Below are 25052 nucleotides of genomic sequence, written 5' to 3'. Positions count from 1 at the left end.
CGTGGCATTGGTGACTTTGAGAACGGGTAAGGAGATTCGGTAAATGAAAGCATTTCAAGTTAAGGCGCCGCACGATTACCAGGTTGCCGATATTGATACGCCCAAGGCGCACGCGGGAGAAGTCCTGGTGCGGGTGGCGTTTGCCGGTATCTGCGGCTCTGACATGCACATCATCCATGGCGATAATGCCTTTGTCCGCTTTCCGCGTATTACCGGTCATGAATTTGCTGGCGTCGTCGAATCCCTAGGCGACAACGTCGAGGGTGTGGCTGTTGGAGATCGCGTATGCGTTGATCCGGTGATCAGCTGCGGTAAGTGTTATCCCTGCAGAATTGGCCGCCCTAATGTGTGCAGCTCGCTGGAAGTCATCGGTGTGCATCGTGACGGCGGTTTTGAAGAGTTGGTGGCCGTTCCCGCGGCTAATGTGCACCGTTTGCCGGATCACATCGGGCTCGATGCCGCTGCTTTGGTTGAGCCTTACACCATCGCGGCCAACGTGCTTGATCGCATGCAGCCGCATCCTGGCGATCGCCTGATGATCCTTGGTGCAGGCGTTATTGGCATGACGATTCTACAAATGGCCTTAGCGAAGGGGATTAAAGACGTCATCGTCACGGACGTGATTAACGAGCGCTTGGCAGCGGCTAAAGAACTGGGCGCCACGTACGTATTTAATAGCCGCGAGCACGATGTTGAAAAAGAAGTGCTCGCCTTGACGCAAGGCGAGGGCGTACCGCTGATTGCCGATGCGGCCTGTGTTCCCGCGCTTTTACCTCAAATGCTGCGCCTAGCATCAGCTGCCGGGCGTATTGGCCTGCTCGGCTTTAGCGTTCAGCCAAGCGACCTTGTGCAACTAGAGGTTATTAAGAAAGAGCTGACCCTCGTGGGGTCGCGTCTTAATAACCGCAAGTTTCCAGAAGTGCTTGGGCTAATGGCCAGTGGCCAGCTCGATCCACTGGCGCTGGTAAGCCATCGACTACCGCTTAGCGACATGCCAAGTGCCATCGATATGCTTGACCACCGCCCTGAAGAAGTCCGGAAGGTACTGATTCAAATTAGTGCCTAACGGTGCATGCCAACTCACGTTCCACTAACAATAAACAATGCAAATGTGCAGGAGTAGAAAATGATTAAACAGCTATTAACAACGGCGGTACTTGGAACGATGCTGCTGAGTAGCCAAGCGGCATTAGCGGCAGACTACACGCTGCGTTTTGGTCACTTAGCCAACGAGCAAAATATTTGGCACCAGGCGGCGGAGAAGTTTAAGGAAGAGGTTGAGGCCAATTCCGACGGTCGTATCGAAGTTCGTCTTTATCCCAGTGAACAGCTGGGGAGCGAACTGGACGTGATTAACAGTATCCAGCTGGGAACAGCGGATATGACGATTACCGGCGAGAGCCTGCAAAACTGGGCGCCTAAGGCCGCCATGATGGCCGTTCCTTATGCCTTCAGGGACTCTGAGCATATGCAGGCCGCCATTAACGGCGATGTAGGCGCTCAGATTGAAGAGCAGATCACTGAGCGGACAAACCTGGTTCCGCTGGCGTGGTTTGAGCGCGGCCCGCGTGAACTGACGTCTAACCGTCCTATCCGCACGCCGGATGAACTGGATGGCCTGCGCCTGCGTGTGCCTAACGTGCCGCTGTTCGTTGATACCTGGCAGGCAATGGGCGCTCGTCCTACCCCCATGGCATTTAGTGAAGTGTTTACCGCACTTCAGCAAAACACGCTGGAAGGCCAGGAAAATCCGCTTAGTTTGATTGAAAGTGCCAGCTTCAATGAGGTGCAGGACTACGTCAACATGACCGGGCACGTGCGTAGCTGGATCTACGTTGTAATCGGACGTAATCAGCTTGAAGACATGCCTGACGAGCTTCAGCAGGTAGTGCGCGATGCGGCGCAAACCATGCAGACGTATGAATCTGAGCTGTTCATCGAGGACCAGGCTCGTCTGGAGCAGGCCCTGCAGGAACGCGGTATGGAATTTGTGGAAGTCGATCTTGATGCGTTCGCCGAAAAAGCGCGCCCAGCGGTACTTGAGGCGTTAAACGAAGAGCAGCGTGAGCTTTTCGACGCTATCCAAGACCTGTAAGGCCGTTGGTAATGAATTTGTAGTGAATTGGTAATGCGGGTGGGCTGGTTTCGTGCCAGCTCATCGGCCATCTGCAAGAACAGCTTGCCCATGAGGATACGTTTATGAGCTCGGATCAAAAAGCGCTTGAACAGGAAGCGTTAGACAGTCTGGATTCGATGTCGTCGGTGCCAAAGATCCAAGGCCCCATTGGGCGCATGATTGGCTGGGTGGATACCTGTTTTCTGACTCTGTCGGTTCTGGCATTAATTGCCATTGCTGCCACGGTGCTGCTGCAAGTTTGTTCACGGCTGTTTCTACCGTTTTCCATTGCCTGGACCGAAGAGCTCTCGCGCTATTTGTTTATTTATATGGTGGCTTTGTCGGCAGGCGTTGTACTGCGTCAGAACCGAAATATCAGCGTTGAGCTTTTTCATCACATGCTGGGCCCACGCGCCAAGGCTGGGTTTCAGGCACTGATTTACCTAATGATTGGTTTATTTGCTTTTCTAGTACTGCCGTACGCTTGGCAGTATGCACAAAACGGCGCATGGCAGACCTCGCCAACGCTGCGTGTACCTATGCTGTATATCTTTTTCTCAACGGTAGTCACCTTTGCGCTGCTCCTGGTTTACAGCTTGCTAGGATGCCTTGAAGGAATTATCGCAATGTGTCGCTCCTCTGCCTCGCTTGATCAGGAGTTGTAAGCATGGAAGTTATTATCCTCTTTAGCGTCTTTTTAGTCTTACTGGTAGTGGGAATGCCCATCGCGTTTGCGCTCGGCATCGCGTCACTGTCTTATCTACTGTTGGAAGGTATTTCGTTAACGATTGTGCCGCAACGTATGTATGCAGGCATAGACACCTTTGTATTGCTGTGTATTCCCGGCTTTGTGCTGGCAGGCAATTTGATGAATGTAGGCAATATCACCGAGCATATTGTGCGCTTTGCGAATGCGTTACTAGGCCATATTCGTGGTGGTTTGGGGCTTGCCAACGTAGGCGGGTCAATGATTTTTGGCGGTATTTCCGGCACGGCTGTCGCGGACTCAGCGAGCATTGGCGCGGTAATGATTCCGGGCATGGCGCGCTCAGGCTATGACAAGCCGTTTGCGGCGGCGGTCACCGCTGCATCGTCTACCGTAGGGCCGATTATTCCCCCCAGCGTGCCAATGATTATTGCGGGCTCTCTGAGTGGCATTTCAGTGGGCCGCATGTTCCTCGCAGGTGCCATTCCAGGCCTGCTGATGGGGCTTGCCATGATGATCACGGTTTACGTTCTGGCCGTGCGTCGCGGCTATCCAAAAGAGAAGCGCGTACCGGTAATGCAGCTGCTTAAAGAAGCCAAAACGGCGTTCTGGGCACTCTTGATGACCGTGATTATTCTTTACGGCATTATCGGCGGTTTTTTCACGCCGACCGAAGCATCGATTGTCGCCTGCCTTTATGCGCTGGTAGTCGGGATGTACGTTTATAAAGGACTGACGTGGAGAAAGCTTCCCTCGATCTTAGCCGACACCGTTTTAACCTCGTCGGCGCTGCTGCTAATGGTGGGGTTGGCAAACTTGTTTGGCTGGATACTGACCAGCGAGCAAATTCCTCAGATGATTGCGAGCCTGATTCTATCCATCAGCGATAATCCACTGATTGTACTTTTGATTTTGAATTTAATTTTGCTGTTTGTGGGTGCCTTTATGGAAACCATTGCAGCACTGATCATTCTGTTCCCCGCGCTGGTCGGCGTGGCGACGGGCGTTGGCGTCGATCCGGTGCACTTTGCGGTGATCGCCGTTATGAACCTGATGATAGGACTGACAACGCCGCCGGTGGGCGTCTGCCTATTTGTCGTCGCCGGGATTGGCAAGCTGCCGATGCTAACTGTCGCCAGAGCGATCGTACCGTTTCTGCTGTGCAATTTAGCTGTGCTGTTCCTGGTGACCTACGTGCCTGCCATTTCGCTTTGGCTGCCTAATCTATTGATGGGGAGTAATTAACAATGGCGACACAGCGCATAGACGCGATGCCTAAAACGGGCCAGATTGGGATTGTGCATTTAGGTTTAGGTGCCTTTCATCGTGCGCATCAGGCGGTTTACCTTGAGCGCTATCGACGGCGTAGCGGCGACGGTGAGTGGGGCGTATGCAGCGCAAACTTACGCTCAAGTATTGCATTAGTTGATAGCTTGCGCGGGGCCGATTATCGCTACCATGTGGCTGAATATGCCGATGCACAAACGCTAACGCTACGCGAAATCGGAGTTATCGAAGAAACGCTATTTTCTGGCTGTGATGCCGCAGGTAACTGGGGGCGTGATCGAGAAGCGCTGCTTACTCGGCTAGCCGCGCCGACGACCCGTATTGTGACGTTAACCGTTACGGAAAAAGGCTACTTCCTTAATCCGGCTACCGGCGAGCTGCGCATTGATGACCCGATGGTGGCGGGCGACATTGCCTCGCCTCAGCAGCCCCGCACGGCGCCAGGGCTGTTGGTAGAAGCGTTAGCACGACGCTATAGCGCGGGCACTGAGCCGTTCACAGTGCTTTCTTGTGACAACATGCCCCATAACGGCCAGCGTACGCGAATGGCCGTTTTGCGGCTTGCCGAACAGCGTAGCGCTGAGCTGGCTCGCTGGATTGATCAGCGAGTCGCGTTCCCCAGCAGCATGGTTGACCGTATTGTGCCCGCCATGACCGACGCGGATTTCGAGCGCCTTGCGGCATTAGATGTTAACGACCCTAACGCCGTCGTGGGCGAGGCATTTTCGCAGTGGGTCGTAGAGGATAACTTCCCCTCAGGCCGACCCCGCTGGGAAACCGAAGGGGTTGAGATGGTGCGTGACGTCGCGCCGTTTGAAACCATGAAGCTGCGCATGTTGAACGGCAGCCACTCACTGCTGGCTTACCTTGGCGCATTAGCGGGTATCGAAACGGTGGTTGAGGGCGTAGGCCATCCAGCGCTGCGTGCGCTGTTGCGTCGCTATATGCTCGAAGAGGCAGCCCCTACGCTCGATATGCCGGAAGGGGCTGACCTTGTCGTCTATGCGGATTCGCTGCTGGCGCGATTTACTAATGACAGCCTGCGTCATCGCCTACAGCAAATTGCTATGGATGCCAGTCAAAAGCTGCCTCAGCGCTGGTTAACCGGTGCCTTGACTCGCGCTAATGCGGGGCAGGCTTCGCCGTGTGTGGCGCTGGGGGTGGCGGCATGGATCCACTATACCGCGGGCTATGATTTAAACGGGCAGGCATATTCTGTCGATGACCCGATGGCTATACTTTTTGCTGAGCTGCATCACATTCACGGTGATCATCCGGATGCGCTGGTTGGCGCGTTTTTGGCAATCGATGAAATAGTGCCTGCACAGCTTGCCGCGAATCAGCCATTTGTTGACGCGGTAGTGTCAGCGTATCGCGTGCTGAAACAAGGCGGGCTGAACGGGGCGCTAGCCGCGCTAAACAGCGAACAATAGGGAGAAAGTAATGGAGCATACGTGGCGCTGGTTTGGCCCTAATGATGCAATCCGGCTTGAGGAAGTACGCCAAACAGGTGCGACCGGCATTGTCACGGCATTGCATGAGATACCCAATGATCAGGTGTGGCCGGTAGCGGCCATTCAAGCGCGCAAGGCTATGATTGAAGCCGCCGGGCTGCGCTGGTCGGTGGTTGAAAGCGTGCCGGTAAATGAAGCTATCAAAAAAGGCCTGCCCGAGCGCGATGCGCTGATAGCAACGTATTGCCAAACGCTGCGCAACCTGGCGGCCTGCGGAATCGATACCGTTTGCTACAACTTTATGCCGGTGCTCGACTGGACGCGTACGGACCTTACCTATGCATTGCCGGATGGTGCGCTGGCGTTGCGCTTTGATCAGGTGGCCTTTGCGGCGTTTGATCTGTATCTGCTTCAGCGCCCAGGTGCCGAACAAGAGTACAGCGATGAAGATAAGGCTCAGGCGAGCCGCTATCTTGAAGGATTGGATAGCGGTGGCCGCGACAAGCTCGTCAATACATTGATTGCAGGGCTGCCCGGTGCTGAAGAGCACTATACGCTGGAGCAGTTTCGAGGCGTGCTGGCCGAGTACGCTGAGATTGATGCGACGCGACTGCGGGATAATCTAGGCTATTTTCTGCAGGCCATTATCCCTGTGGCTGAAGAAGTGGGTATTCGTATGGCGATTCATCCGGATGATCCGCCTCGGCCGCTGCTGGGGCTACCTCGGGTTGTCTCAACTCGTGACGATGCCCAGTGGATCATTGATCGCCTGCCAAGCCCGGCCAATGGTTTGACGCTGTGTACGGGTTCTTACGGCGTTCGTGAAGACAATGATTTGATTGCCATGACGCGCCACTTTGCCCCGCATATTCACTTTATCCACCTGCGCGCCACGCAGCGCGAAGAAGATGCGCGCTCGTTTCACGAGGCGCCGCATCTCAATGGCGACGTGGATATGGTCGGCGTCATAAAGGCGCTGGTGGAAGAGGAGTCCCGCCGTGAAAAAGAGGGTGGCGGGCGTTTGCCGCTCCGCCCCGATCACGGCCATCACATTCTGGATGATCAGCAGCGTAATACGGCACCCGGTTACCCGCTTTACGGGCGCATGCGTGGCCTAGCCGAGCTTCGCGGTGTAGAGCTTGCCGTGCGGCAGTTAGCCCTAAGTTAGTCGCTTAATGCGCAATGCAAAAAGCCCCGCTGATGTTTGTCACCAGCGGGGCTTTTTTACTCGGTTAGCCGCTAACTATTCGCGGATGTTTCCGTATTCGTCAAGGTTGGCTCAGGCACTTGCTCCATACGTTGGCGCTCCTGGTCTAGAATCGCCAGCGCCTGCTCTGAAGTGACGCGTGAGGCGGGTGTGATGAGAGTAACGATCACCCCAGCGGCCAAGGCGGCTAGCACTGCGGGAATGCTCGGATTACCCCAGGAAGCCGTCCATTCGCTGTTAGCAATAATGATTAGTGAGGTTGCTGAAGCGAAAATTAGCGTAGCGATCGCGCCTTGCCAGTTATAGCGTGGCCAAAAACGACCCAGCATGGCTGTCACAAACAGGCCTGACAGTATCGTTGAGATCATGCGGGTGATGTAGGTGATCACATTGTCTGAGGCAAGCGCGAAGAGTAGCGCCAGGCCAATAGTGGCGACGAGCGCAATACGTGAAAAACGCACGACGTTGCGTGCTGAAGGTGTGCGTCCCGCTACGAGCACATATAAATCACGAATCAGCGTGGAAACACCGGCAAGGGCATCTGAGCTTGCACTCGACATGGTCGCAGAAAGGCCGGCGACTAATAACAATAACCCTAGCCCGAGTGGCATGATTTCAGTCGCCAGAAAGGGGAACGCGTAGTTACTATTATCAAGCCCAGGATTAAGGGCGTGAGTGGCCATGCCAATGATCGCGGGGATGATAGAAAAGCCTAGGTAGAGCACCCCGGTAATCAAGAACGAGCGACGGACTGACTTCACTGACTCGCCAGAATAAATACGCTGGCGGAAAGACGGTGTTGCCAACACGCCAATAGCAATAACGGCCGCTAACGAAAGGGCGGGGAGCGCGCCTATTTTATCAATGCCTAGAAAGCTTGTGGCACTGACCTCCATGCCTGCCGTTAACCCTGAGAAACCGCCGACTTCGATCAAGGCAAGCACCGCCATTAAAATGAAGCCCGCGAAGAGCACAACGGCTTGAATGGTGTCGGTCCAGATAACCGCAAAATATCCTCCCACAACGCAATAAATGCCGAAGCCTAAGGCGACGAGAATGCGGGCAGTGGTTAGATCAATCCCTGCCATCCAGGAAAGATACAGACCGCCCCCCAGAATATGCGCGCCCAGCCAGCCGATGCAGGCGATATAGATCAGCAGGGCAACGACGTTGCGTACTAGACGGTTAGCGCCAACGTAGTAGGCCAATTCTTCACTCATGGTCATAAACCGAAACTTACGAACCGGCGCAAAACAAACGGCTAGCAATAGGATGCCCACAGCGCCGCCGAGCCCGTATAGCGCACCGGCCCATCCATTGGCGTAGCCGAAACCGACGGCACCCATACTGGAACCGGTACCCACCATAGTGGCCACCGTCGTGCCCACCGTCAGAAAGAGGGGAACGCTGCGCCCGCCAAGTAAAAAGTCGTCGCCACTGCCGCGTTTGTGTCTTGAAACCCACCATCCAAATACCACCATCGCGACAATGTAGAGCACAAAGGTGGTGAGGAATATTTGACTGTTCATGGTAACCTCTTATCGTTGTTTATCCGGCCGTTGCCGCGGCCGTCAGTAGGCAATGGAAGCGACTATCGCGAGGCTTTTTCTCCTAATCACGCGGTAATCTGGCGCCGCACCCTTGCCGGGGTGCGGCGTTTTCTTTATGGCGTTTAGGCGCGGTCAGCGCGGTAACATTTCACGTCTACTTCCACTTTGCAGTCCACCACTAAGTCCTGAACGCTACAGATGCGCGCCGGCGGGTTATCGCCAAATATCTCCTTAAAGACTTTATTGAAAGAGCTAAAATAGCGTGCATCCGTTAGCACGGTGGTGACATGAACGACATCTTCGACGCCATATCCGGCTTCTTGCATGATGGCGATGCAGTTATCGAACGCGAGGCGGGTCTGCTCAACGATGCTGCCTTCAACGACTTCACCGTCGGTCATAGGCGTTTGGCCAGATACATATAGCCAGCCGCCTGCTTCTACGGCGCGTGCAAAGGGTAGCTTTTGTCCGCCGGTGCCTACGCCGCCTTCAGTGCCGTATCGAGTAATGCTCATGGTGTTTGCTCCTGGTTGGGTTGAACGATGAAATTGTTTTGAGGAATACGCTCAGTGCGGCGTAACATTCGCCCGTGGCGCTGGTCGGTAATAGCGCCTTGGTAATAAGCGATCCTGCCATTGACCACGACCATATCGATGCCTTTGGCCGCCGCGATGGGGGTTTCGTAATTGGCGGTATCTTCTAATGCGTCGAGATCAAAGAGAGTGAGATCGGCGTAGGCGCCGATGCGCACAGTGCCGCGATCCGTTAAGCCAAAGTTGGCCGCTGAAAGACTGGTCATCTTGCGCACCGCTTCTGCCAGTGGCATTAGGTTTAAATCACGGCTGTAATGGGCAAGAACGCGCGGGAAGGCGCCCCATAGCCGTGGATGCGGGTGCGGGTCGTTGGGCAGGCCATCGGAGCCCACCATGGAGAGCGGATGCGCGAGCACTTGCTGCATATCCGCCTCACTCATGTTGTGGTAAACCGCCCCTGCAGGCTGCAGCTGCTTTGCAGCGTCCAGTAATGACAAGTTCCACTCGGCAGCGATGTCTTTCAGCGGGCGCCGCGCCTGTTCTTGGTGGGGGTGTGACCAGGTAATCGTAATCTCAATTTCATCGGTCACTTGGCCCAGGTCGAGAGTAGAAGAACCTGCCGTGTAGGGGTAGCAGTCACAGTGAACATGTTGATGCTGTGCGGCGATTTCAAGTTTATTAAGTGCTTTCCCAGCACCGCCCCAGTTGCCTGCACCGGCGCATTTTAGATGTGAGATCACTAGTGGCACTTTGCCATTGCGAGCAGTGCTAAAGGCCTCGTCCATCGCATCCAGTAAGCCGGCAAACTCATCGCGAAGGTGAGTGGTGTAAACGCCACCCGATTCCCCGACGACCGCTACTAGCGGGGCCATCTCTGCGCTCGGCGCGTGGATCGCATTACGATAAGCAAGTCCTGAACTTAGCCCAAGCGCGCCCTCATCAAGCGCTTGACGCAGACGTGAAGCCATCGAATGGATCTCGTCTTCGCTGGCAGGTCGCGAGAAACTATCCATGACCTGGCTACGCAAACTGGTGTGTCCCACTAATGCCGCCACGTTAATACTGGGCATCGCGGCGTCTACCGCGTTGGCATAGGCTGCAAAGCTTGAATAGCGGAAGTCTTCTAAATCGCCCAATAGGTTCATCGGGTCGGGAACGTCATGGGTTAGTGTGACGGGGCTGGCACTAATGCCGCAGTTACCCACGACCACGGTGGTTATTCCCTGGGTTAGTTTTGGCAGCATTGCTGGAGTACGCACGACATTCGTATCGTCGTGGGTATGAACGTCGATAAAACCCGGCGCTAGGTAGCGCTCTTGCGCATCAATAATGGTGGTGGCCGTTGCATCGGGCATATTGCCGATGGCGCAGATGCGTTCGCCTTGAATAGCAACATCAGCACGAAAATGTGGGGCGCCAGAGCCATCGAGCACATTGGCATTACGAATTAGCAGGTCATAGACCATTTTAGTCTCCTAATGGCTGGCGATTATCACCACCGCGATGGTCATCTAGGCTCAGCTTGAGCCGGCGCAGCTTAGTGCGCGAGCGCTCGCGATGGCGCATAGCAAGCTCAAGTGCCAAGACATCGATGACGGCAAGCATGGCGTAGCGTGATGCCGAAGGATGATAGATAAAGTCGGTTTCACGCGAGGTCACCGGCAGCACAATGTCGGCAGTGTTGGCGAGTGGCGAGTTCATCGCCGTAATAGCGATAACGGTGGCGCCGTACTGCTTGGCAATTTGCGCAGACTCCACCATTTCAGGGGTGTAGCCGGTGGCGGACAGCACGACCACCACATCGTCCGGTTCAAGCGTCGATGCCACCATGCGAGGCAACAGCGCTTGAGGGTAGGCGCACACTGCATAGCCAAGGCGCACTAGGCGAAACTGAAGCTCCTGCGAGAGAATGCTAGAGCCACCTCCCGCGCCAAAAACGAGGATCTGTCGCGCTTTATCCAGCTGCTCAACGGCTCCGGGTATATCCGCCTGAGCTAGAAGATCTCGGTTAAACGCCAGCGTCTGCATAGCAATGTCATACACCACGCTTGAGCTATCGTCAGGGGTCGCTTCTTGAATAAAGCGTCGGCCTGCTGCCAACGCTCGATTTAAGCGTGTTTTTAAGTCGCGTACGTTGGTGCAGCCGACGGCGCGTGCAAAGCGAGTCACACTTGCATCGCTAACCCCGGCGCGCTGGGCAATCTCACCGATACTTGCTTCGGTGACAAAATCGATATCGGCGAAGATAAGCTCAGCCACTTTTTTTTCCGCATCGCGAAGCGCGCTAACGTCAGTCGTAATACGGGATAAAATATCTATTTCTTGGCTCACCGTGGGCTCCTGAAGGTTGCCTTGCCTTAAAAGTATGTTAGTTTCTAACTTGAAGTCAATAAGTGTGAAAGTATCTAACATTGCCGCTTTGTCATTCATGATGATGAGGCGCAGGCAAAGAGCGAGGAGATGGGCGCATGGAAGTAGTGACGTTAGCAATGGAAAAAGGCAGCGTGGAACTGGGTCCCAATCTTTTGTCCGGTGTCAGCCTGCCCGCCGCCGTAGTGCATGAAGGGCCGCTTAACCATAACCTGGCTTGGATGCAACGGTTTGCAGAGGCCCACGGTGCTCGCTTAGCGCCCCACGGCAAGACCACCATGACGCCAGCACTGTTTCGTCGCCAGCTTCAGGCGGGGGCGTGGGGCATAACCCTGGCGACCGCGCCACAGTGTCGTGCCGCTTTCACTCACGGCGCCACGCGATTATTAATGGCCAACCAGTTAGTTGGGCAGGCGAATATGGCGATTGTCGCGGGCCTGATCGGGCAGGGGGCTACGTTTTACTGTGTGGTTGATAATCATGACAACGTGCGCGAATTAGGGCGCTTCTTTGCCGAACGTGGCTTGACGTTATCGGTTCTCATTGAAGTGGGCGTAGCGGGGGGGCGCTGTGGTTGCCGCAATCAGCAGGAAATTCTCTCGCTGGCGGAAGCCATCGCCGGTGAGCCGGCTCTGTCATTAGCGGGTTTAGAAGGCTATGAAGGCGTTGTTCACGGTGATAATCCAGAGGCGGGCATTCGTGCCTATGCCAAGTATTTAGTGGATGTTGCTCTAGAGCTTGAGGCTGAACAGCGCTTTTCAGAGCCCAACCCCATTGTGACGGCGTCGGGTTCTGCCTGGTACGACGTTATTGCTGAAGCCTTTCAAACATCCCTGCTTCAGGAGAAGTTTACCCCCGTACTGCGCCCCGGTTGTTACGTCGTACACGATCACGGGCTATACCGTGAAGCGCAGTCTGCGGTGCTAGAACGCCGCCCTGATTTGCATCAAGGACTGGAGCCAGCGCTGGAAGTCTTTGCCCAGGTACAGTCGCTTCCTGAGCAGGGGCTTGCCATCGTTGCGCTAGGAAAACGCGATATTGGCTATGACCCGTTACCGGTGGTCTTACGCCGCTATCGGGAAGGCGGTGACCCAGCGCAGCTTTTGTCAGTGGCCGGCTGGGAGGTGACGAACATTATGGATCAGCACACCTTTATAAAGCTTCCCGAAGGGGTATCGGATATCAAGGTGGGGGACATTCTCGCTTTTGGCGCCTCCCATCCTTGCTTAACGTTCGATAAATGGCGCCAACTGATGCTGATAGATGCCGACCTCAACGTTAAGGAACGCTTGGCTACCTGCTTTTAGCGAGCGAGCCAACCACCGTCAATGGCTAGACGGTTGCTTGCAGAGATAAGCGCGCGATAGCGGCGGGCAATTCACTGGCATGATGAATGCCCACCGCGCCTTCAGGCGTGCGCTCTTCTTCTGGAAAGTGATTGAGATGCACTACGTGCATACCTGCTTTTAGTCCCGCTTCTACGCCCACGGCCGCGTCATCAATAACGATGCACGCCTGGGGGGCGTAGCCCATGGCAGCGGCCGCTTGGCGATACAGCTCAGGGTCGGGCTTCCACACATTAAGGGTATAGGCGCTGAATAGGCGGTCGCCAAAATGATGGCCAAGCTCAGTGCTTTCTAGCGCACAGCGGATTTTGGGTTCAGGGCCATTGGAAACCACCGCTTTAGGGTGGGCTCCTAGCTTTTCCAGCGCGGCGGGCATGCCGGGAATAGCTTCAAGTTCTGAGCGCATGCGTGTCTCCATGCGTGCGCGCATGCCTGCTTCAAGCGCCGAAAACTCGCTGTCAGTGAGTGCTTGAAAGCGGCTTTCCAGCGTTTGAACGATGGTCTGGAAACGCACCCCCCGAAATTCCTCCATGTACTGCTGGGCGGAAAACGGCAAACCGAATTCGGGAAGAATCGTCCCCATGACATCGGCGAGCAGCACCTCGCTATCAACCAGCGTGCCGTCGCAGTCAAAAAGCAGGCAGAAAGGCGCCGCTGCTGGCGTCGCGCTGCTCATCGCCATGTTTCTTCGTTGACCAGGCTAATGGGCCGCTCGCCCTGCAGCGCCAGGCGAATATTATCCACCGCACGTTGGGCCATCGCATCGCGCGTTTCATGAGTGGCAGAGCCAATATGAGGCAAGGCCACGACATTGGCCATCGTGGCCAGCGGTGATGAAGCTGGCAGCGGTTCTTGCTCAAACACATCCAGGCCGGCCGCTTTAATCACGCCGTTTTCGAGTGCCTGGATCAGCGCATTTTCATCGACCACTTTGCCGCGGGCGATATTGATGAAGATGCCAGACGGCTTCATCAGTGCAAACTCTTGGGCGCCGATCAGACGCTCGGTTTCAGCGGTAAGAGGAACCGTCACGCAGACAAAATCGGATTCAGCCAGCAGCTCGCTAAGTTCGCGGTGCTGGGCACCCAGCTCACGGTCTAATTCAGGCTTGGCAGAGGCTTTAGCGTAAAGCACCTTCATGCCAAATCCCAGGGCACCGCGCCGAGCGACGGCCTGGCCAATGCGTCCAAAGCCGACCATGCCCAGCGTTTTGCCGTGCACATCGCTACCGAACTGTTCAGGGCCAACGCCAGCCTGCCAGTGGCCATCTTTGACCCATTGGGCTAATTCAACCACGCGGCGTGCGGTGGCCATAATAAGCGTAAAGCCCGTATCAGCGGTGGTCTCGGTGAGTACGTCAGGCGTATTACACAGCATAATGCCGCGCTTAGTGAGCTCATCAACGGGGATGCTGTCATAGCCAACAGAGATGGTCGCGATGACGGCAAGATTGGGCGCAGCATCCAAAATCTTTGCCGTAATCGGCAGGCCAGAACCCACAATGCCATGGGCCTGGGCTAATAATGCGCGGCTCTCTGGGGCATCAAGCTTGGCTGATTTAGGCAGTACGTCTACCTCAAACAAGCCGCTAAGTTCTGATAGCTGAGCATCGTTAAGACGTCCTTGAACCACTAAGCGTTTTTTCACTGATACTTCCTTATTAAAATTGTGTCGAGTTAAGCAGTTGGCTGGTCGGCTTCAAGCGTGCTTAGCCGCTCGCGATCAGGCAGGCCTTCCATATCGCCAATGACCTGAATCGCTTGAGCGCCGATCAGATTGCCGCGCATGGCCGCTTGGCGTGCCGAGCGGCCGTCTAACAAGGCGCTGACAACACCCACTGCGAAGCCATCGCCGGCACCTACGGTATCCACAACCTCGTCTACTTGGCAACCGTCTACAGTAAAGCTCTCTTCTTGACCGTCTAAATGGCCGCGATAATAGCTGCCTTCCGGCCCCAGCTTGATAATGACGGCGCTGGCGCCTTGGTCAAGATAGTAACCTGCTACGTCATAGGGCGTCTTCTGACCGGTGAGTAGCTGGCCTTCTGAAAGCCCTGGCAATACCCAGTCAGACAAGGCGGCAAGGGCATTGAGCGTCTCGCGCATGTCAGATTCACTGGCCCACAGGCTGGGGCGTAAATTGGGATCAAAGGAGATGCTGGCACCGCCCGCGCGTGCCTCTTTGAGCATGTGATAGGAAAGCTCGCGGGCGCTGGCAGACAGCGCCGGGGGAATGCCGGTGGCGTGTATATGGCGAAGCGCCGCGAAATCGACATTGCTAGCGTCTTGCGGGGTTAGGTGGCTGGCGGCGCTGCCGCGACGAAAATACTCAACGCTAGGGTCGGCACCTTCCAGCGCACGCTCTTTGAAAAGCAGCCCTGTAGGGTGCTCGCTATCGTTATGCAGATAGCGGCAGTCGAGCCCTTCATGCTCTAGCGTTTGGCGAATAAAGTCGCCAAAACTGTCACTGCCCACCCGGCTCAACCAGCCAACATGAAACCCTAGACGCGCCAAGCCGATCGCGACATTAGTGTCTGCTCCTGCAATGCGGCGCTGAAAATGTTCTATTTCCGAAAGTTTGCCCGGCGACTGCGCCACAAACATGGTCATGGCCTCGCCAAAGGTGAGAATTTCCGGATGATTTGAAAATGAAGGAGGCATAAGTCATCTCGTAATGTTGTGATTAGCCCGATATGGGAACGATACCATTTGTGACCGCAATGATTAATTCGTGATACCTGTGATTGATTTGTACTGCAAAAATATTAGCGCTGCGTAGAGCCGCGTGCCATCAGTTTGGGTGGAAAGCTGAGCTGCTTGGGCATGGCCACTTTGGTAGGCGTAATGCGGTGCATTAAACAGTGCACCGCAGTTTTGCCGATCGTATTGGTGGGCTGCGCTAGTGTTGTGATGCCCGGGGCGACGAGTGCACACCAGTCGAGTTCATCAATGCCCATTAGGCCTACCTCGCCCAGGCGTAACCCGAGTTTTTGAAACAGCCGTGCGACGTCTAACGTCACGTTGCCGTTAGCGCATAGAACTGCGCAGCATAGCGAACTGTGCTCGCTGAGAAAGCGGCGAAGCGTCTCAAGCGCAGCGGTATCGCCATCGGCTGGCAGCAGCAGCGTGGCGTGCGTCAATTCGCGCTGTGTGGCGTCGTGGATAAAGTGGGTTAATCGCTGCTGTCGGCTACTCGACCGCTCAGGCGCTTCGCTGACATACAGCAGGGCTTGATATCCTTGGGCAGTGAGATGGTCGAGCGCCAGCGCTATGGCTCGCTGATTGTCGAGGCCCACCACCTCTGTATCGACGTGATTTACTTCACGGTCGAGCAAGACAACAGGTGTTCCCTGGCTGATAAATCGATGCAGCTGGCGCTCGGGACTACCGGCGGCATTAACCACCAAGCCTGCCACCTGATAAGCACCCAGCAATGCTAGGTGCTGACGTTCCTGCTCGGGGTCATTATCGGTGTTACACATCAGCAGCGAATAGCCATGCTGGCGGCATGCTTGTTCAACGCCATGCGTAATCGCGACCGAAAAAGGGTTGCGTATATCCGCTACCAGCATACCGATTAGCTTGGAGTGGCCGCCTTTTAAGCCGCGTGCCATTTGGTTGGGCTGATAGCCCAGCCGCTCTGCCGCTTCGGCAATACGTGCCTGTAGTGACGGAGACAGCCGTTCGCGCTCATCGCCGAAGTAACGTGAAACGCTGGTTTTAGACGCGCCGGCTAAGCGAGCGACTTCAAGAAGGGTGGAGCGGCGAGCGGCGGTAGACATAGCGATCGACTGCGAAATGGGAACGTTCCCACGATAAAAGGTTTAGCGCGTGGGAGCAACCGATTTACAAGCAAGCGTTTGACGGCTAAGGAAGGTAAACTACGGGCCCCTTTATGCCTAAAGCGACGCCTGCGGTATGCACCCCAACGATATGTCGAAGAACAACCTCATAAATAGTTATGAATTAACGCAGGCTGGCGATCGCTATTTTGACGGTTTAGCCGACAAATTTTCCCGCTCTCTTTATCAAGCGCCCCGAGGCGAGCTGCGCTTAGCCATGCTCGACTATTTGCTACCCACCATGCTGCAGCTAAACGGCCAAAAGGTGCTAGATGTGGGCGGGGGATTAGGTCAGCAAGCGGCGTGGTTTGCTGAGCGAGGGCACGCGGTGACCATGTCTGAGCCTTCAGAGGATATGCTGAATTACGCTAAGCATTGGCATCGTGACGCGAAATCGCTACCGGAAGAGGCCGTTACCTATGTGCAGGCGCCGCTGCAGTCATTAGTCGATCAGGCACCCGGACCATGGGCGCTGATTACCTGTCATGCGGTGCTGGAGTGGCTGGGCGATCCGCGGGCGGCAGTCGCTGCTTTGAGCACTTTATTAGCGCCCGGCGGGCAGCTGAGTTTGATGGTATTCAATCGCGACGCGCTGCGTTTTTCGAACGCGGTCAAAGGTAATCTAGAAAAGGCCTTGAGCGATCGCTTAGCGGGCAAAGGTAAGCGCCAACGATTGACGCCCATTTCACCCGTGACCCACGCTGATATTGAGCAGTGGAGCGCTGAGAACGGGCTGCGAATAGAGGCCGTCGCCGGTATTCGTGTGTTCCAAGATTATTTGCGCCAGCCGCCTACGACACCCGTTGAGCGTGAAACGCTGCTGGCGTTGGAAAAACAGTACTGTCGCCAAGATCCGCATTGGCGCCTAGGCCGCTATCTACTTTACACATTAAGCAAACCGGAGATCACTGAATGAGCGCAAGAGTGCCCGCGTGTCAGTTACTAGAACGTCAGCAGGATAATTATGCCGCGCTGTGGGTCATCGACCCTCCCATGGATAGCTGGCTGGCTGACCAGTCAGAGGGCGTGGTCAGTGGCAATCAGGGCGTGCTGAACGAGTGGGCCGCCAAAGGCAAGCAAGCCCACAATCCCTTTGAAAGAGCTGTCGGTGAGCCGTTGGGCAAAGAGGTCGTATTATTTTGGCCCAAAGCGCACCAGCTGGGTATCTGGTGGCTTAAGTGGCTATGCGAGCAGCTACCCACCGGTACATCCATTGAAATAGTGGGTGAGCATCAGGGGGGCATTAAGCGAGTTCCTAAAATATTGGCTGAGCTGGGTATGCCGTGCGATAAGCGAGATAATGCGCGGCGCTGCTCGCTTTTTGTCACTCGCACTGCGGCGCTAGACTTAGCCAGTGGGAATGGAGCCAGCAATAGCGCTTGGCAACGTTTTGAGGCCGTCGGAGTAACGCTGGAGAGCCATCCAGGCGTGTTTGGTCATGGCAAAGTGGACGAGGGCACGCTGCTGATGCTGGAAAGTATCGACAGTTGTTTGCCAAACAAGCCGCTTAAAGTGCTCGATATGGGCTGTGGTGACGGCATTGTGAGCGCTTGGCTGGCGCAGCGTGGCCATCATGTGACCGCTGTCGACGTCAGCGCTTTTGCAATAGAGGCCTGTAAGCGTACGTTGGCCGCTAATGGGCTAGCAGGGCGTGTGCTGCATAGTGATGTCTTTAGTGCATTGGAAGGCGAGCAGTTTGACTGGATTATCAGCAATCCACCGTTTCACAAAGAGCGTGATATTAGCTATGGACCCAGCCAGCGCTTAATAAACGGAGCGCCAGAGCATCTAAGCGCAGGCGGTCGTTTAGTGATTGTCGCCAATGGCTTTTTGCCTTATCCAGAGCACTTGCAGCGTGCGTTTCAAGACTTTCAAACCCTAGCGGATAACCGTCGCTTCAAAGTGTATTCAGCGATCAAGCCATCACGCTAGTGCGATGGCTTAAGCACGGCGGTTCACTCTGCAAAGAAAACGTTGAGCACGTGGTCGAGATGTACTTCCATCGCATGGCGAGCCGCATCGGGGTCACGTGCTTCAATGGCCTCAACGATTCGTTCGTGGTCGTCCTGAGAGCGCTGCGGCATGTCCGTTTCCATAAATAAGTCTTGGAGGCGGCGGAACATGGGACCGTATTTATGCCCGAGTAGGTGCTTGATCAACAGCGCATAGGCCGCATTGCCCGATGCTTCGGCAATGCGGATATGCAGCAGGCGATCCCCCGCGCAGTTGCGCCCGCCGTTGGCGTTGTCGGACACGTTGCGCTTATACGCTAAGCGCATCGCTTTCAGATCTTCTTCAGATGCATTCTGGGCTGCCAAGGCGGCAATTTCTGGCTCCAGATAGCGGCGCGTCTGAAGGAGAGAAAAGGGCGGAATTTCTTCATTTAAATTAAGTTCGATTTCGCTCTCGAACTCAGGGTCCAGCGCCCAGGGTTCGGTGCGTGCGGCTGCGCGCATCACCGGTTCGATAGGCGTATAGCGAGCGTCGAGCACCACCACACCATAGCCAACACGCACGGCCACTTGGCCTACTACTTCCAGGGCAATCAAAGCCTCTCTAACGGATGCACGACTAACGCCAAGTGATAGGGCAAGCTCGCGCTCAGGAGGGAGCAATGTTCCCGGAGGGAATTCTCCTTCGCTGATAAGCTGCTGAAGCTGATCAGCAATCTGACGATAGAGGCGCTGTGAGCGGATGGCTTGAATCGGCATTCGTGGTGCTTCCCGTCCATGTTATCGATGGTTTGCGGCTACAAGGCGTAGCGGCTAAAAAGAGGTAACGGCTAAGTTTAAAAATACCAAAGCCTATAAAGGCCACAGCTTATAAAGACTAAAGTTTATAGCGACTAAAGTTCATCTTAAAAAACCGTTATTTGGTCTTTTTGTGGCTTGCCAGGATGAAAGAAGTTCGCTCATACTCGATTCATTGGTCAGGCCATTGGATGTCCGGATGATTTGGCCTTATGTATGTTCCCACGATTTTCAGAGACGTGCCATCGCTATTAAAGGTGTGATATAGCATGAGACTCAAGAATAAAACTGCACTGATCACCGCCGCTGCGAACGGTATTGGGCGTGCCAGCGTTGAACGCTTTGTTGCCGAAGGCGCGCGGGTATTCGCCACAGATATCGACATTAGCAGCCTAGAAAATATGCCGGGCGTTGAGGCGTATCGCCTAGACGTAACGGACAGCCAGGCAATTCATGAGCTGGCTAGCTCGCTGCCAGCATTGGACATACTGTTTAACTGCGCAGGCATGGTTGCCGGTGGCAACATTCTGGAGTGCGATGAAGCTTCGTGGCAGCGCTCCATGGACCTGAACGTCACCTCGATGTTTCATACCCTGCAGGCTTTCCTGCCCGGTATGCTAAACAACGGTGGCGGCAGTATTATCAACATGGCGTCACTGGCGTCTAGTATTAAAGGTGTGCCCAATCGCTGCGCCTATGGCACCTCTAAGGCGGCGGTGATTGGGCTAACCAAGTCGGTAGCCGCCGACTTTATGACCCAAGGTATTCGCTGTAACGCGATTTGTCCTGGTACCGTTGAGTCGCCTTCGTTGAAGCAGCGTATCGCTGAACAGGCCCGACAAGAAGGGCGCAGCGATGCCGACGTGCTTGAGGCGTTTAAGGCGCGGCAGCCGATGGGCAGGCTAGGGCGCGTTGAAGAAGTGGCAGCGCTAGCGACATTTCTGGCCTGCGATGAGTCGCAGTTCATTACGGGCACCACTCAGTTAATTGATGGTGGCTGGGCCAACTGATTATTATAGGAGTCATAATAATATGAAACTCGTACGTTTTGGACAGCCGGGCCAAGAGAAACCGGGCATTATCGACAGCCAGGGCGCTGTGCGTGACCTTTCCGCCATCGTTGATGATATTGCCGGCGATGTGCTTAGCGATGAAGGGCTACAGGCACTGCGCGACCTGGATCTTTCATCATTGCCAGAAGTCGCGGCGGATACTCGTCTAGGGCCCTGCGTTGGCCGCATTGGTAAGTTTATTTGCATTGGCCTTAACTATTCCGATCACGCTGCGGAAACCGGTGCTGAAGTGCCGCCAGAGCCGGTCATTTTTAACAAATGGACCAGCGCGGTGTGTGGACCCAACGACAACGTGGAAATTCCCCGCGGCTCTAAGAAGACCGATTGGGAAGTAGAGCTTGGCGTGATTGTCGGTAAGGGCGGGCGTTACATTGATGAAGCCGATGCCATGTCTCACGTGGCGGGTTTTTGTGTGGTTAACGATGTCTCTGAGCGTGCGTATCAGCTGGAGCGAAGCGGCACCTGGGACAAAGGTAAAGGCTGCGATACGTTTGGCCCCTTGGGCCCCTGGCTTGTATCACGCGATGACGTTGCTGACCCTCATCAGCTCAATATGTGGCTTGAGGTCGATGGCCACCGCTATCAAAACGGCAACACCCGCACGATGGTGTATCAGGTGCCTTTTCTGATTAGCTACCTGAGCCAGTTCATGAGCCTACAGCCCGGTGACGTTATTTCCACCGGAACACCCCCAGGTGTGGGCATGGGCCAGCAGCCAGCGATTTATCTTCGCGATGGGCAGCAAATGCGCTTAGGCATCGATGGCCTGGGTGAGCAGCTCCAGCGCGTTGTTCAAGCATAAGATGAAAAAGGTCAGTTAAATCTAACGTCGGCGCTAGCGGCTTAATTTGCCGCTGGCGCTTCACTCAATGAGATTGTCAGACCACTAGATGGCGGGATATTGCGCCGCCAAAGGTCTGACCACTGGATCAATGTACCTATTCATTTAACGTACCTATCAGGCTGTGTGGCACACGGTCTGTGCTTGGTGACCAGTGCTACGCGAAAAGGAATGCACTAATGCAAGTTCTCGTCTGTTCAAAACCGCATCACCTCGAACTAAGCCAGGCCAGCCGCCCAGCGTGTACCCCTGGCCACGCGGTTGTTCGTATTCGCCGTATTGGTATTTGCGGTACGGATATTCACGCCTACGGTGGCAACCAGCCCTATTTTGAATATCCACGGGTGCTAGGCCACGAACTGGCGGGGGAGGTGGTCGAGGCCGAGGACGAGCAATCGCAGCATTGGGTCGGTAAGAATGTTTACGTGATTCCTTATCTACATTGCGGTGAATGCCGCGCTTGCCTGCAGGGAAAAACCAACTGCTGCCAGCACATGCAGGTCATTGGTGTGCACCGAGACGGCGGAATGGCGGAGTACTTAGCCGTTCCAATCAGCCACCTTGTGGTCTCAGAAACGTTGAGCCTTGATCAGCTAGCGTTAGTGGAATGTATGGCTATTGGCGCGCATGCGGTACGACGTAGTCAGCTGCAGGTGGATGAGCTGGCCGTCGTCGTTGGCGCCGGTCCTATTGGAATGGGCGTGCTGCAGGTAGCTAAGAGCCATGGCGCACGTACGCTGATGGTAGACACTAATGCCTCACGGTTAGCTTTTTGCCGCGATGTGCTGGGCGCCGATGCCGTTGCGAATCCCCTGGAAGATGATGTTGCTGAACGCATCAGCCAATTGAACGGTGGGGCGCTGGCAGAGGTTGTTTTCGATGCAACCGGCAATCCTCGCGCGATGGAGGCAGGTTTCGATCTTGCCGGCCATGGCGGCCGCTATGTGCTGGTCAGTATCGTCAAAGCCGACATTGCATTTAACGATCCTGATTTCCATAAGAAAGAACTGACGCTGATGGGCAGCCGCAATGCGACGCCTGAGGACTTTGCCTGTGTCGTGTCGCTCATGGAAAGTGGCGCTATCAATGCCGATGCGATGATTACGCATCGTGCACCGCTCACGGATGTGCCCGCCAAAATGCCGCAGTGGTGTGATCCTGCCAATCACGTCATTAAAGCCATGATCACCATCGATACTGACGAGGCGCACTCATGAGTGACCTGATTGCGACGCAAACGCCCCATCTCACCCTGCGGGTCCACGCGCTGGATAATGTCCGAGTGGCACTCACCGACCTGCCTGCAGGCACGGTGATTGAAGATCAAGATACGCAGATTACTCTCCCTGGCCCCGTGCGCCATAAGCACAAGTTCGTACTGGGTGACATGGCGGTTGGTGATTTGGTTGTCATGTACGGCGTCACGGTGGGTAAAGTGACTCAGCCTATTGCCGCAGGCGGCGCTATTACCACCGAAAACCTAGTGCATTCGACGGATGATTTGTCTGCGAATAGCCAACAAACTGCGTGGCAGCCGCCCGCGGTCACCGCATTCGAGACGACCACGTTCGACGGCTATCACCGCCCCGATGGTCGAGTTGGAACGGCCAATGTTTGGCTCGTAGTGCCGTTGGTGTTTTGTGAAAACCGTAATATTGAGGTGCTTCGCCAGTGTGTCGCTGACGCGCTGGGTGACGACCCTTTTCAAGACTACAAGCGCATGGCGCGCCAGTTATTGCATGGCGACAGTGCGGCTGAGTCTACGATGTCTTCAAATGAGCGTTTATTTCCTAACGTTGATGGCGTGCGTTTTCTGGTTCATCAACTGGGCTGTGGCGGTACGGACGGCGATGCCGAAGCTCTCTGTCAGCTGCTGGCAGGCTATATTTGTCACCCCAACGTAGCGGGAGCAACGGTGCTGAGCCTGGGCTGTCAGAAAGCGCAGATCACCATGCTACAAAATGCTATCGCAGAGCGTGATCCAGCGGGCTACAAAACCGTTAGCTATTTCGAACAGCAGCGCTCTGAGAGTGAAGAAGTGTTAATTCGTGATGCGTTAACGGCTATTTTTGATGGCCTCAAGCAGGCCAATCAAGTCACCCGGCAGCCCGCACCGCTTTCTGAGCTCACGCTAGGCGTTGAGTGCGGCGGTTCAGATGGTTTTTCCGGGCTTTCTGCCAATCCGCTAGTGGGCGCAGTTGTTGATCGTTTAGTGGCACTGGGTGGCAGCGGTATTTTGAGTGAGTTTCCTGAGCTGTGCGGTGTCGAGCATGAGCTGCTTGCGCGCTGTAGTGATCCAAACGTTGCCGAGCGGTTTAGCTCGCTGATGGCAGCCTATCAGCGTCATGCTCATGCGGTCGGCGCCGATTTCTCTATGAACCCTTCGCCGGGCAACGTTCGTGATGGCTTGATCACCGATGCGATGAAGTCAGCCGGGGCTGCCAAAAAGGGCGGCGATAGCCCTGTGGTTGACGTACTTGATTATACCGAGCCCATGACGCGTAAGGGGCTTAATCTACTGTGCACCCCTGGCAATGACGTGGAGTCGACGACAGGCTTAGTGGGCTCCGGCGCCAACCTTGTACTGTTTACGACCGGATTGGGTACGCCGACCGGGAACCCCGTTGCACCGGTGCTGAAAATTGCCAGCAACAGCGAACTCGCCAGCCGTATGAGCGACGTGATCGATTTTGATGCCGGTCCTATTATTCGCGGTGAAACCGATATCGCGACACTGGCTGATGAGTTGCTGACGATGTGTATCGACACCGCATCGGGGCGCTATGTCACCAAAGCAGTGCGGCTGTCACAGCTGGACTTTATTCCCTGGAAGCGAGGCGTCTCGCTGTGAGTCTCCCGCTGCATCAAGCAAGCATCATTCAGTTTGGCACCAGCCGGTTTCTGCTGGGCCACGTGGCCGCCTTTGCTGGCGAGGCCATAGTTCAAGGCGTTAGCCAAGAGGCTGTACTGGTAGTGCAGACCTCTGATCGTCCGGAAGGCAAAGCCAAAGCCTCGGCCTTGGCGCAGCAGGCTAGCTACCCTTTACATGTTAAAGGCTTGCGCGACGGCTTACCTGTCGATGATCAGTATGCGGTTGGCAGTGTGGCTGGCTGTATGGTGGCTGCACAAGAGTGGGCGTCATTAGCGCGCCACTTTATCGATACGGCCCGCTGGGTGGTGTCCAATACGGGCGATAGCGGCTATCAGGTCGCCAATGATTCCAGCTTGGCGGATGTGCCTTCAAGTTTCCCAGGCAAACTTACCAAGCTGCTTTATGCGCGTTTTCAGGCAGGGCGGCCGGGACTGACGCTGCTTCCTTGCGAGTTGATTAGCCGCAACGGTGACGTGCTAAAAGAGCTTGTCGCTACCTTGGCTCGACTGGACTATCAAGATGCCGACTTTGACGCTTGGCTGGTATCCCAGTGCTGCTGGGTCAATACGCTGGTGGATCGCATCGTTTCAGCACCGCTTGAACCCATCGGCGCCGTTGCCGAACCCTATGCGCTTTGGGCCGTGCAACAAACGCCAGGCCTAGTCATGCCGTTTGAACATTCTGCCGTGCAAGTGGTGCACTCACTGCAGCCTTATGAATTACGCAAACTGCATATTCTCAATCTGGCGCACAGTTACCTGATAGATCAGTGGCGCTATCTGGGGTTGAGTGAATCAATAACCTACGTAAGAGAAGCCATGCAGGAGCCGCGGCTGCGTACGGCGCTTAATGAGGTGATAGCAGAGGAGGTGCTGCCCACATTATCCCGTGAGCTGCCCGACATGGACTTAGAAAGCTACTGGCAGAGCACGCTGGAGCGATTCGATAATCCGTATCTGGATCACCGCTTAGCAGATATCGCGAACTATCACCACGACAAGCTGGAACGTCGTTTGAAACCCGTAGTGAGCATGGCTAAACAACACAACATTCTAACGCCTCGGCTTGAAAAGGCGCTTGAGCGATAAGCATAGGCAACCGCGGCT

Annotated in this window: 23 protein-coding genes; 14 read left to right on the top strand and 9 right to left on the bottom strand. The window is 55.2% G+C overall.

What is annotated here, in order from left to right; all coding sequences use genetic code 11:
- The first annotated feature begins 43 nt into the window (after positions 1-43).
- From ACT3TR_RS00975 to uxuA, 6 genes are all read left to right on the top strand, one after another.
- A complete protein-coding gene (locus ACT3TR_RS00975; RefSeq protein WP_444624736.1) occupies positions 44-1066 on the top strand; it encodes a Zn-dependent oxidoreductase in 1023 nt (340 codons plus the stop codon).
- 60 nt (positions 1067-1126) lie between these two features.
- Entirely contained in the window at positions 1127-2095 is a 969-nt protein-coding gene (locus ACT3TR_RS00970) for a TRAP transporter substrate-binding protein (RefSeq protein WP_444624737.1), read from the top strand.
- Between the two features lie 104 nt (positions 2096-2199).
- On the top strand, positions 2200-2781 hold the full coding sequence (locus tag ACT3TR_RS00965; protein ID WP_301735598.1) for a TRAP transporter small permease: 582 nt from the start codon (positions 2200-2202) through the stop codon (positions 2779-2781).
- A gap of 2 nt (positions 2782-2783) precedes the next feature.
- Positions 2784-4067 (top strand): TRAP transporter large permease, encoded by a 1284-nt coding sequence (locus tag ACT3TR_RS00960; RefSeq protein ID WP_096281017.1) that lies wholly within the window; start codon positions 2784-2786, stop codon positions 4065-4067.
- A gap of 2 nt (positions 4068-4069) precedes the next feature.
- The gene (locus ACT3TR_RS00955) at positions 4070-5542 is read left to right on the top strand and encodes a mannitol dehydrogenase family protein (RefSeq protein ID WP_444624738.1); all 1473 of its coding nucleotides are present in this window, start codon (positions 4070-4072) and stop codon (positions 5540-5542) included.
- Positions 5543-5552: 10 nt separating this feature from the next.
- Positions 5553-6731 carry a mannonate dehydratase gene (gene uxuA, locus ACT3TR_RS00950; protein WP_444624739.1) on the top strand — a complete coding sequence of 393 codons (1179 nt, stop codon included), beginning with the start codon at positions 5553-5555 and terminating at the stop codon, positions 6729-6731.
- Between the two features lie 71 nt (positions 6732-6802).
- Here the strand turns inward: uxuA and ACT3TR_RS00945 are convergent, their stop codons facing one another.
- The 4 genes from ACT3TR_RS00945 to ACT3TR_RS00930 form a co-directional block, all read right to left on the bottom strand.
- Positions 6803-8299, bottom strand: coding sequence for a sodium:solute symporter family protein (locus tag ACT3TR_RS00945; protein ID WP_444624740.1), 1497 nt, complete (start codon positions 8297-8299; stop codon positions 6803-6805).
- A 143-nt stretch (positions 8300-8442) separates the two neighbouring features.
- Positions 8443-8835 carry a RidA family protein gene (locus tag ACT3TR_RS00940; RefSeq protein WP_096281009.1) on the bottom strand — a complete coding sequence of 131 codons (393 nt, stop codon included), beginning with the start codon at positions 8833-8835 and terminating at the stop codon, positions 8443-8445.
- The gene (locus ACT3TR_RS00935; protein ID WP_444624741.1) at positions 8832-10319 is read right to left on the bottom strand and encodes an N-acyl-D-amino-acid deacylase family protein; all 1488 of its coding nucleotides are present in this window, start codon (positions 10317-10319) and stop codon (positions 8832-8834) included. The genes ACT3TR_RS00940 and ACT3TR_RS00935 overlap by 4 nt, the downstream gene beginning before the upstream one ends.
- A 1-nt stretch (position 10320) precedes the next feature.
- On the bottom strand, positions 10321-11184 hold the full coding sequence (locus ACT3TR_RS00930; RefSeq protein ID WP_096282385.1) for a MurR/RpiR family transcriptional regulator: 864 nt from the start codon (positions 11182-11184) through the stop codon (positions 10321-10323).
- A gap of 137 nt (positions 11185-11321) precedes the next feature.
- On the opposite strand from ACT3TR_RS00930, the gene ACT3TR_RS00925 reads away from it, so the two are divergent.
- Complete coding sequence (locus ACT3TR_RS00925; RefSeq protein WP_441685032.1) at positions 11322-12530, top strand: amino acid deaminase; 1209 nt, start codon at positions 11322-11324, stop codon at positions 12528-12530.
- Positions 12531-12555: 25 nt separating this feature from the next.
- Here ACT3TR_RS00925 and ACT3TR_RS00920 read toward each other — a convergent pair whose 3' ends face one another.
- The 4 genes from ACT3TR_RS00920 to ACT3TR_RS00905 form a co-directional block, all read right to left on the bottom strand.
- Positions 12556-13251: an HAD-IA family hydrolase gene (locus ACT3TR_RS00920; RefSeq protein WP_441685033.1), complete on the bottom strand. Its 696-nt coding sequence runs from the start codon at positions 13249-13251 to the stop codon at positions 12556-12558.
- Positions 13242-14216 carry a 2-hydroxyacid dehydrogenase gene (locus tag ACT3TR_RS00915; protein ID WP_441685035.1) on the bottom strand — a complete coding sequence of 325 codons (975 nt, stop codon included), beginning with the start codon at positions 14214-14216 and terminating at the stop codon, positions 13242-13244. The genes ACT3TR_RS00920 and ACT3TR_RS00915 overlap by 10 nt, the downstream gene beginning before the upstream one ends.
- Before the next feature lie 29 nt (positions 14217-14245).
- Positions 14246-15229 (bottom strand): sugar kinase, encoded by a 984-nt coding sequence (locus tag ACT3TR_RS00910; protein WP_444624742.1) that lies wholly within the window; start codon positions 15227-15229, stop codon positions 14246-14248.
- 104 nt (positions 15230-15333) lie between these two features.
- Positions 15334-16350, bottom strand: coding sequence for a LacI family DNA-binding transcriptional regulator (locus tag ACT3TR_RS00905; protein ID WP_444624743.1), 1017 nt, complete (start codon positions 16348-16350; stop codon positions 15334-15336).
- A 136-nt stretch (positions 16351-16486) separates the two neighbouring features.
- Between ACT3TR_RS00905 and ACT3TR_RS00900 the strand changes: the two genes are divergently transcribed.
- Entirely contained in the window at positions 16487-17326 is an 840-nt protein-coding gene (locus ACT3TR_RS00900; RefSeq protein WP_444624744.1) for a methyltransferase domain-containing protein, read from the top strand.
- Entirely contained in the window at positions 17323-18342 is a 1020-nt protein-coding gene (locus ACT3TR_RS00895) for a methyltransferase (protein WP_193062431.1), read from the top strand. Before ACT3TR_RS00900 ends, ACT3TR_RS00895 begins: the two co-directional genes overlap by 4 nt.
- A 23-nt stretch (positions 18343-18365) precedes the next feature.
- Here ACT3TR_RS00895 and ACT3TR_RS00890 read toward each other — a convergent pair whose 3' ends face one another.
- Positions 18366-19121: a FadR/GntR family transcriptional regulator gene (locus ACT3TR_RS00890; RefSeq protein ID WP_444624745.1), complete on the bottom strand. Its 756-nt coding sequence runs from the start codon at positions 19119-19121 to the stop codon at positions 18366-18368.
- 308 nt (positions 19122-19429) lie between these two features.
- Between ACT3TR_RS00890 and ACT3TR_RS00885 the strand changes: the two genes are divergently transcribed.
- From ACT3TR_RS00885 to ACT3TR_RS00865, 5 genes are all read left to right on the top strand, one after another.
- Complete coding sequence (locus ACT3TR_RS00885) at positions 19430-20170, top strand: SDR family oxidoreductase (protein WP_444624746.1); 741 nt, start codon at positions 19430-19432, stop codon at positions 20168-20170.
- 22 nt (positions 20171-20192) lie between these two features.
- Positions 20193-21035 carry a fumarylacetoacetate hydrolase family protein gene (locus ACT3TR_RS00880; RefSeq protein WP_444624747.1) on the top strand — a complete coding sequence of 281 codons (843 nt, stop codon included), beginning with the start codon at positions 20193-20195 and terminating at the stop codon, positions 21033-21035.
- A gap of 218 nt (positions 21036-21253) precedes the next feature.
- Positions 21254-22291 (top strand): zinc-binding alcohol dehydrogenase family protein, encoded by a 1038-nt coding sequence (locus ACT3TR_RS00875; protein ID WP_444624748.1) that lies wholly within the window; start codon positions 21254-21256, stop codon positions 22289-22291.
- Positions 22288-23925 (top strand): UxaA family hydrolase, encoded by a 1638-nt coding sequence (locus ACT3TR_RS00870; protein ID WP_444624749.1) that lies wholly within the window; start codon positions 22288-22290, stop codon positions 23923-23925. The genes ACT3TR_RS00875 and ACT3TR_RS00870 overlap by 4 nt, the downstream gene beginning before the upstream one ends.
- Positions 23922-25034 carry a mannitol dehydrogenase gene (locus tag ACT3TR_RS00865; protein ID WP_444624750.1) on the top strand — a complete coding sequence of 371 codons (1113 nt, stop codon included), beginning with the start codon at positions 23922-23924 and terminating at the stop codon, positions 25032-25034. Before ACT3TR_RS00870 ends, ACT3TR_RS00865 begins: the two co-directional genes overlap by 4 nt.
- Positions 25035-25052 lie beyond the last annotated feature (18 nt).

The sequence above is a fragment of the Halomonas sp. AOP12-B1-6 genome, assembly GCF_052379225.1.
In the GTDB taxonomy this organism is placed as follows: domain Bacteria; phylum Pseudomonadota; class Gammaproteobacteria; order Pseudomonadales; family Halomonadaceae; genus Vreelandella; species Vreelandella casei.
The sequence above is the reverse complement of the archived record's forward strand: the minus strand, read 5'-3'. Positions and strand labels throughout refer to the sequence as shown.

Excerpts from the sequence above, each read along its gene's own strand:
- ACT3TR_RS00975 (WP_444624736.1), top strand. The coding sequence starts at position 44 with ATGAAAGCATTTCAAGTTAAGGCGCCGCACGATTACCAGGTTGCCGAT.
- ACT3TR_RS00970 (WP_444624737.1), top strand. The coding sequence starts at position 1,127 with ATGATTAAACAGCTATTAACAACGGCGGTACTTGGAACGATGCTGCTG.
- ACT3TR_RS00965 (WP_301735598.1), top strand. The coding sequence starts at position 2,200 with ATGAGCTCGGATCAAAAAGCGCTTGAACAGGAAGCGTTAGACAGTCTG.
- ACT3TR_RS00960 (WP_096281017.1), top strand. The coding sequence starts at position 2,784 with ATGGAAGTTATTATCCTCTTTAGCGTCTTTTTAGTCTTACTGGTAGTG.
- ACT3TR_RS00955 (WP_444624738.1), top strand. The coding sequence starts at position 4,070 with ATGGCGACACAGCGCATAGACGCGATGCCTAAAACGGGCCAGATTGGG.
- uxuA (WP_444624739.1), top strand. The coding sequence starts at position 5,553 with ATGGAGCATACGTGGCGCTGGTTTGGCCCTAATGATGCAATCCGGCTT.
- ACT3TR_RS00945 (WP_444624740.1), bottom strand. The coding sequence starts at position 8,299 with ATGAACAGTCAAATATTCCTCACCACCTTTGTGCTCTACATTGTCGCG.
- ACT3TR_RS00940 (WP_096281009.1), bottom strand. The coding sequence starts at position 8,835 with ATGAGCATTACTCGATACGGCACTGAAGGCGGCGTAGGCACCGGCGGA.
- ACT3TR_RS00935 (WP_444624741.1), bottom strand. The coding sequence starts at position 10,319 with ATGGTCTATGACCTGCTAATTCGTAATGCCAATGTGCTCGATGGCTCT.
- ACT3TR_RS00925 (WP_441685032.1), top strand. The coding sequence starts at position 11,322 with ATGGAAGTAGTGACGTTAGCAATGGAAAAAGGCAGCGTGGAACTGGGT.
- ACT3TR_RS00920 (WP_441685033.1), bottom strand. The coding sequence starts at position 13,251 with ATGGCGATGAGCAGCGCGACGCCAGCAGCGGCGCCTTTCTGCCTGCTT.
- ACT3TR_RS00910 (WP_444624742.1), bottom strand. The coding sequence starts at position 15,229 with ATGCCTCCTTCATTTTCAAATCATCCGGAAATTCTCACCTTTGGCGAG.
- ACT3TR_RS00905 (WP_444624743.1), bottom strand. The coding sequence starts at position 16,350 with ATGTCTACCGCCGCTCGCCGCTCCACCCTTCTTGAAGTCGCTCGCTTA.
- ACT3TR_RS00900 (WP_444624744.1), top strand. The coding sequence starts at position 16,487 with ATGCACCCCAACGATATGTCGAAGAACAACCTCATAAATAGTTATGAA.
- ACT3TR_RS00895 (WP_193062431.1), top strand. The coding sequence starts at position 17,323 with ATGAGCGCAAGAGTGCCCGCGTGTCAGTTACTAGAACGTCAGCAGGAT.
- ACT3TR_RS00890 (WP_444624745.1), bottom strand. The coding sequence starts at position 19,121 with ATGCCGATTCAAGCCATCCGCTCACAGCGCCTCTATCGTCAGATTGCT.
- ACT3TR_RS00885 (WP_444624746.1), top strand. The coding sequence starts at position 19,430 with ATGAGACTCAAGAATAAAACTGCACTGATCACCGCCGCTGCGAACGGT.
- ACT3TR_RS00880 (WP_444624747.1), top strand. The coding sequence starts at position 20,193 with ATGAAACTCGTACGTTTTGGACAGCCGGGCCAAGAGAAACCGGGCATT.
- ACT3TR_RS00875 (WP_444624748.1), top strand. The coding sequence starts at position 21,254 with ATGCAAGTTCTCGTCTGTTCAAAACCGCATCACCTCGAACTAAGCCAG.
- ACT3TR_RS00870 (WP_444624749.1), top strand. The coding sequence starts at position 22,288 with ATGAGTGACCTGATTGCGACGCAAACGCCCCATCTCACCCTGCGGGTC.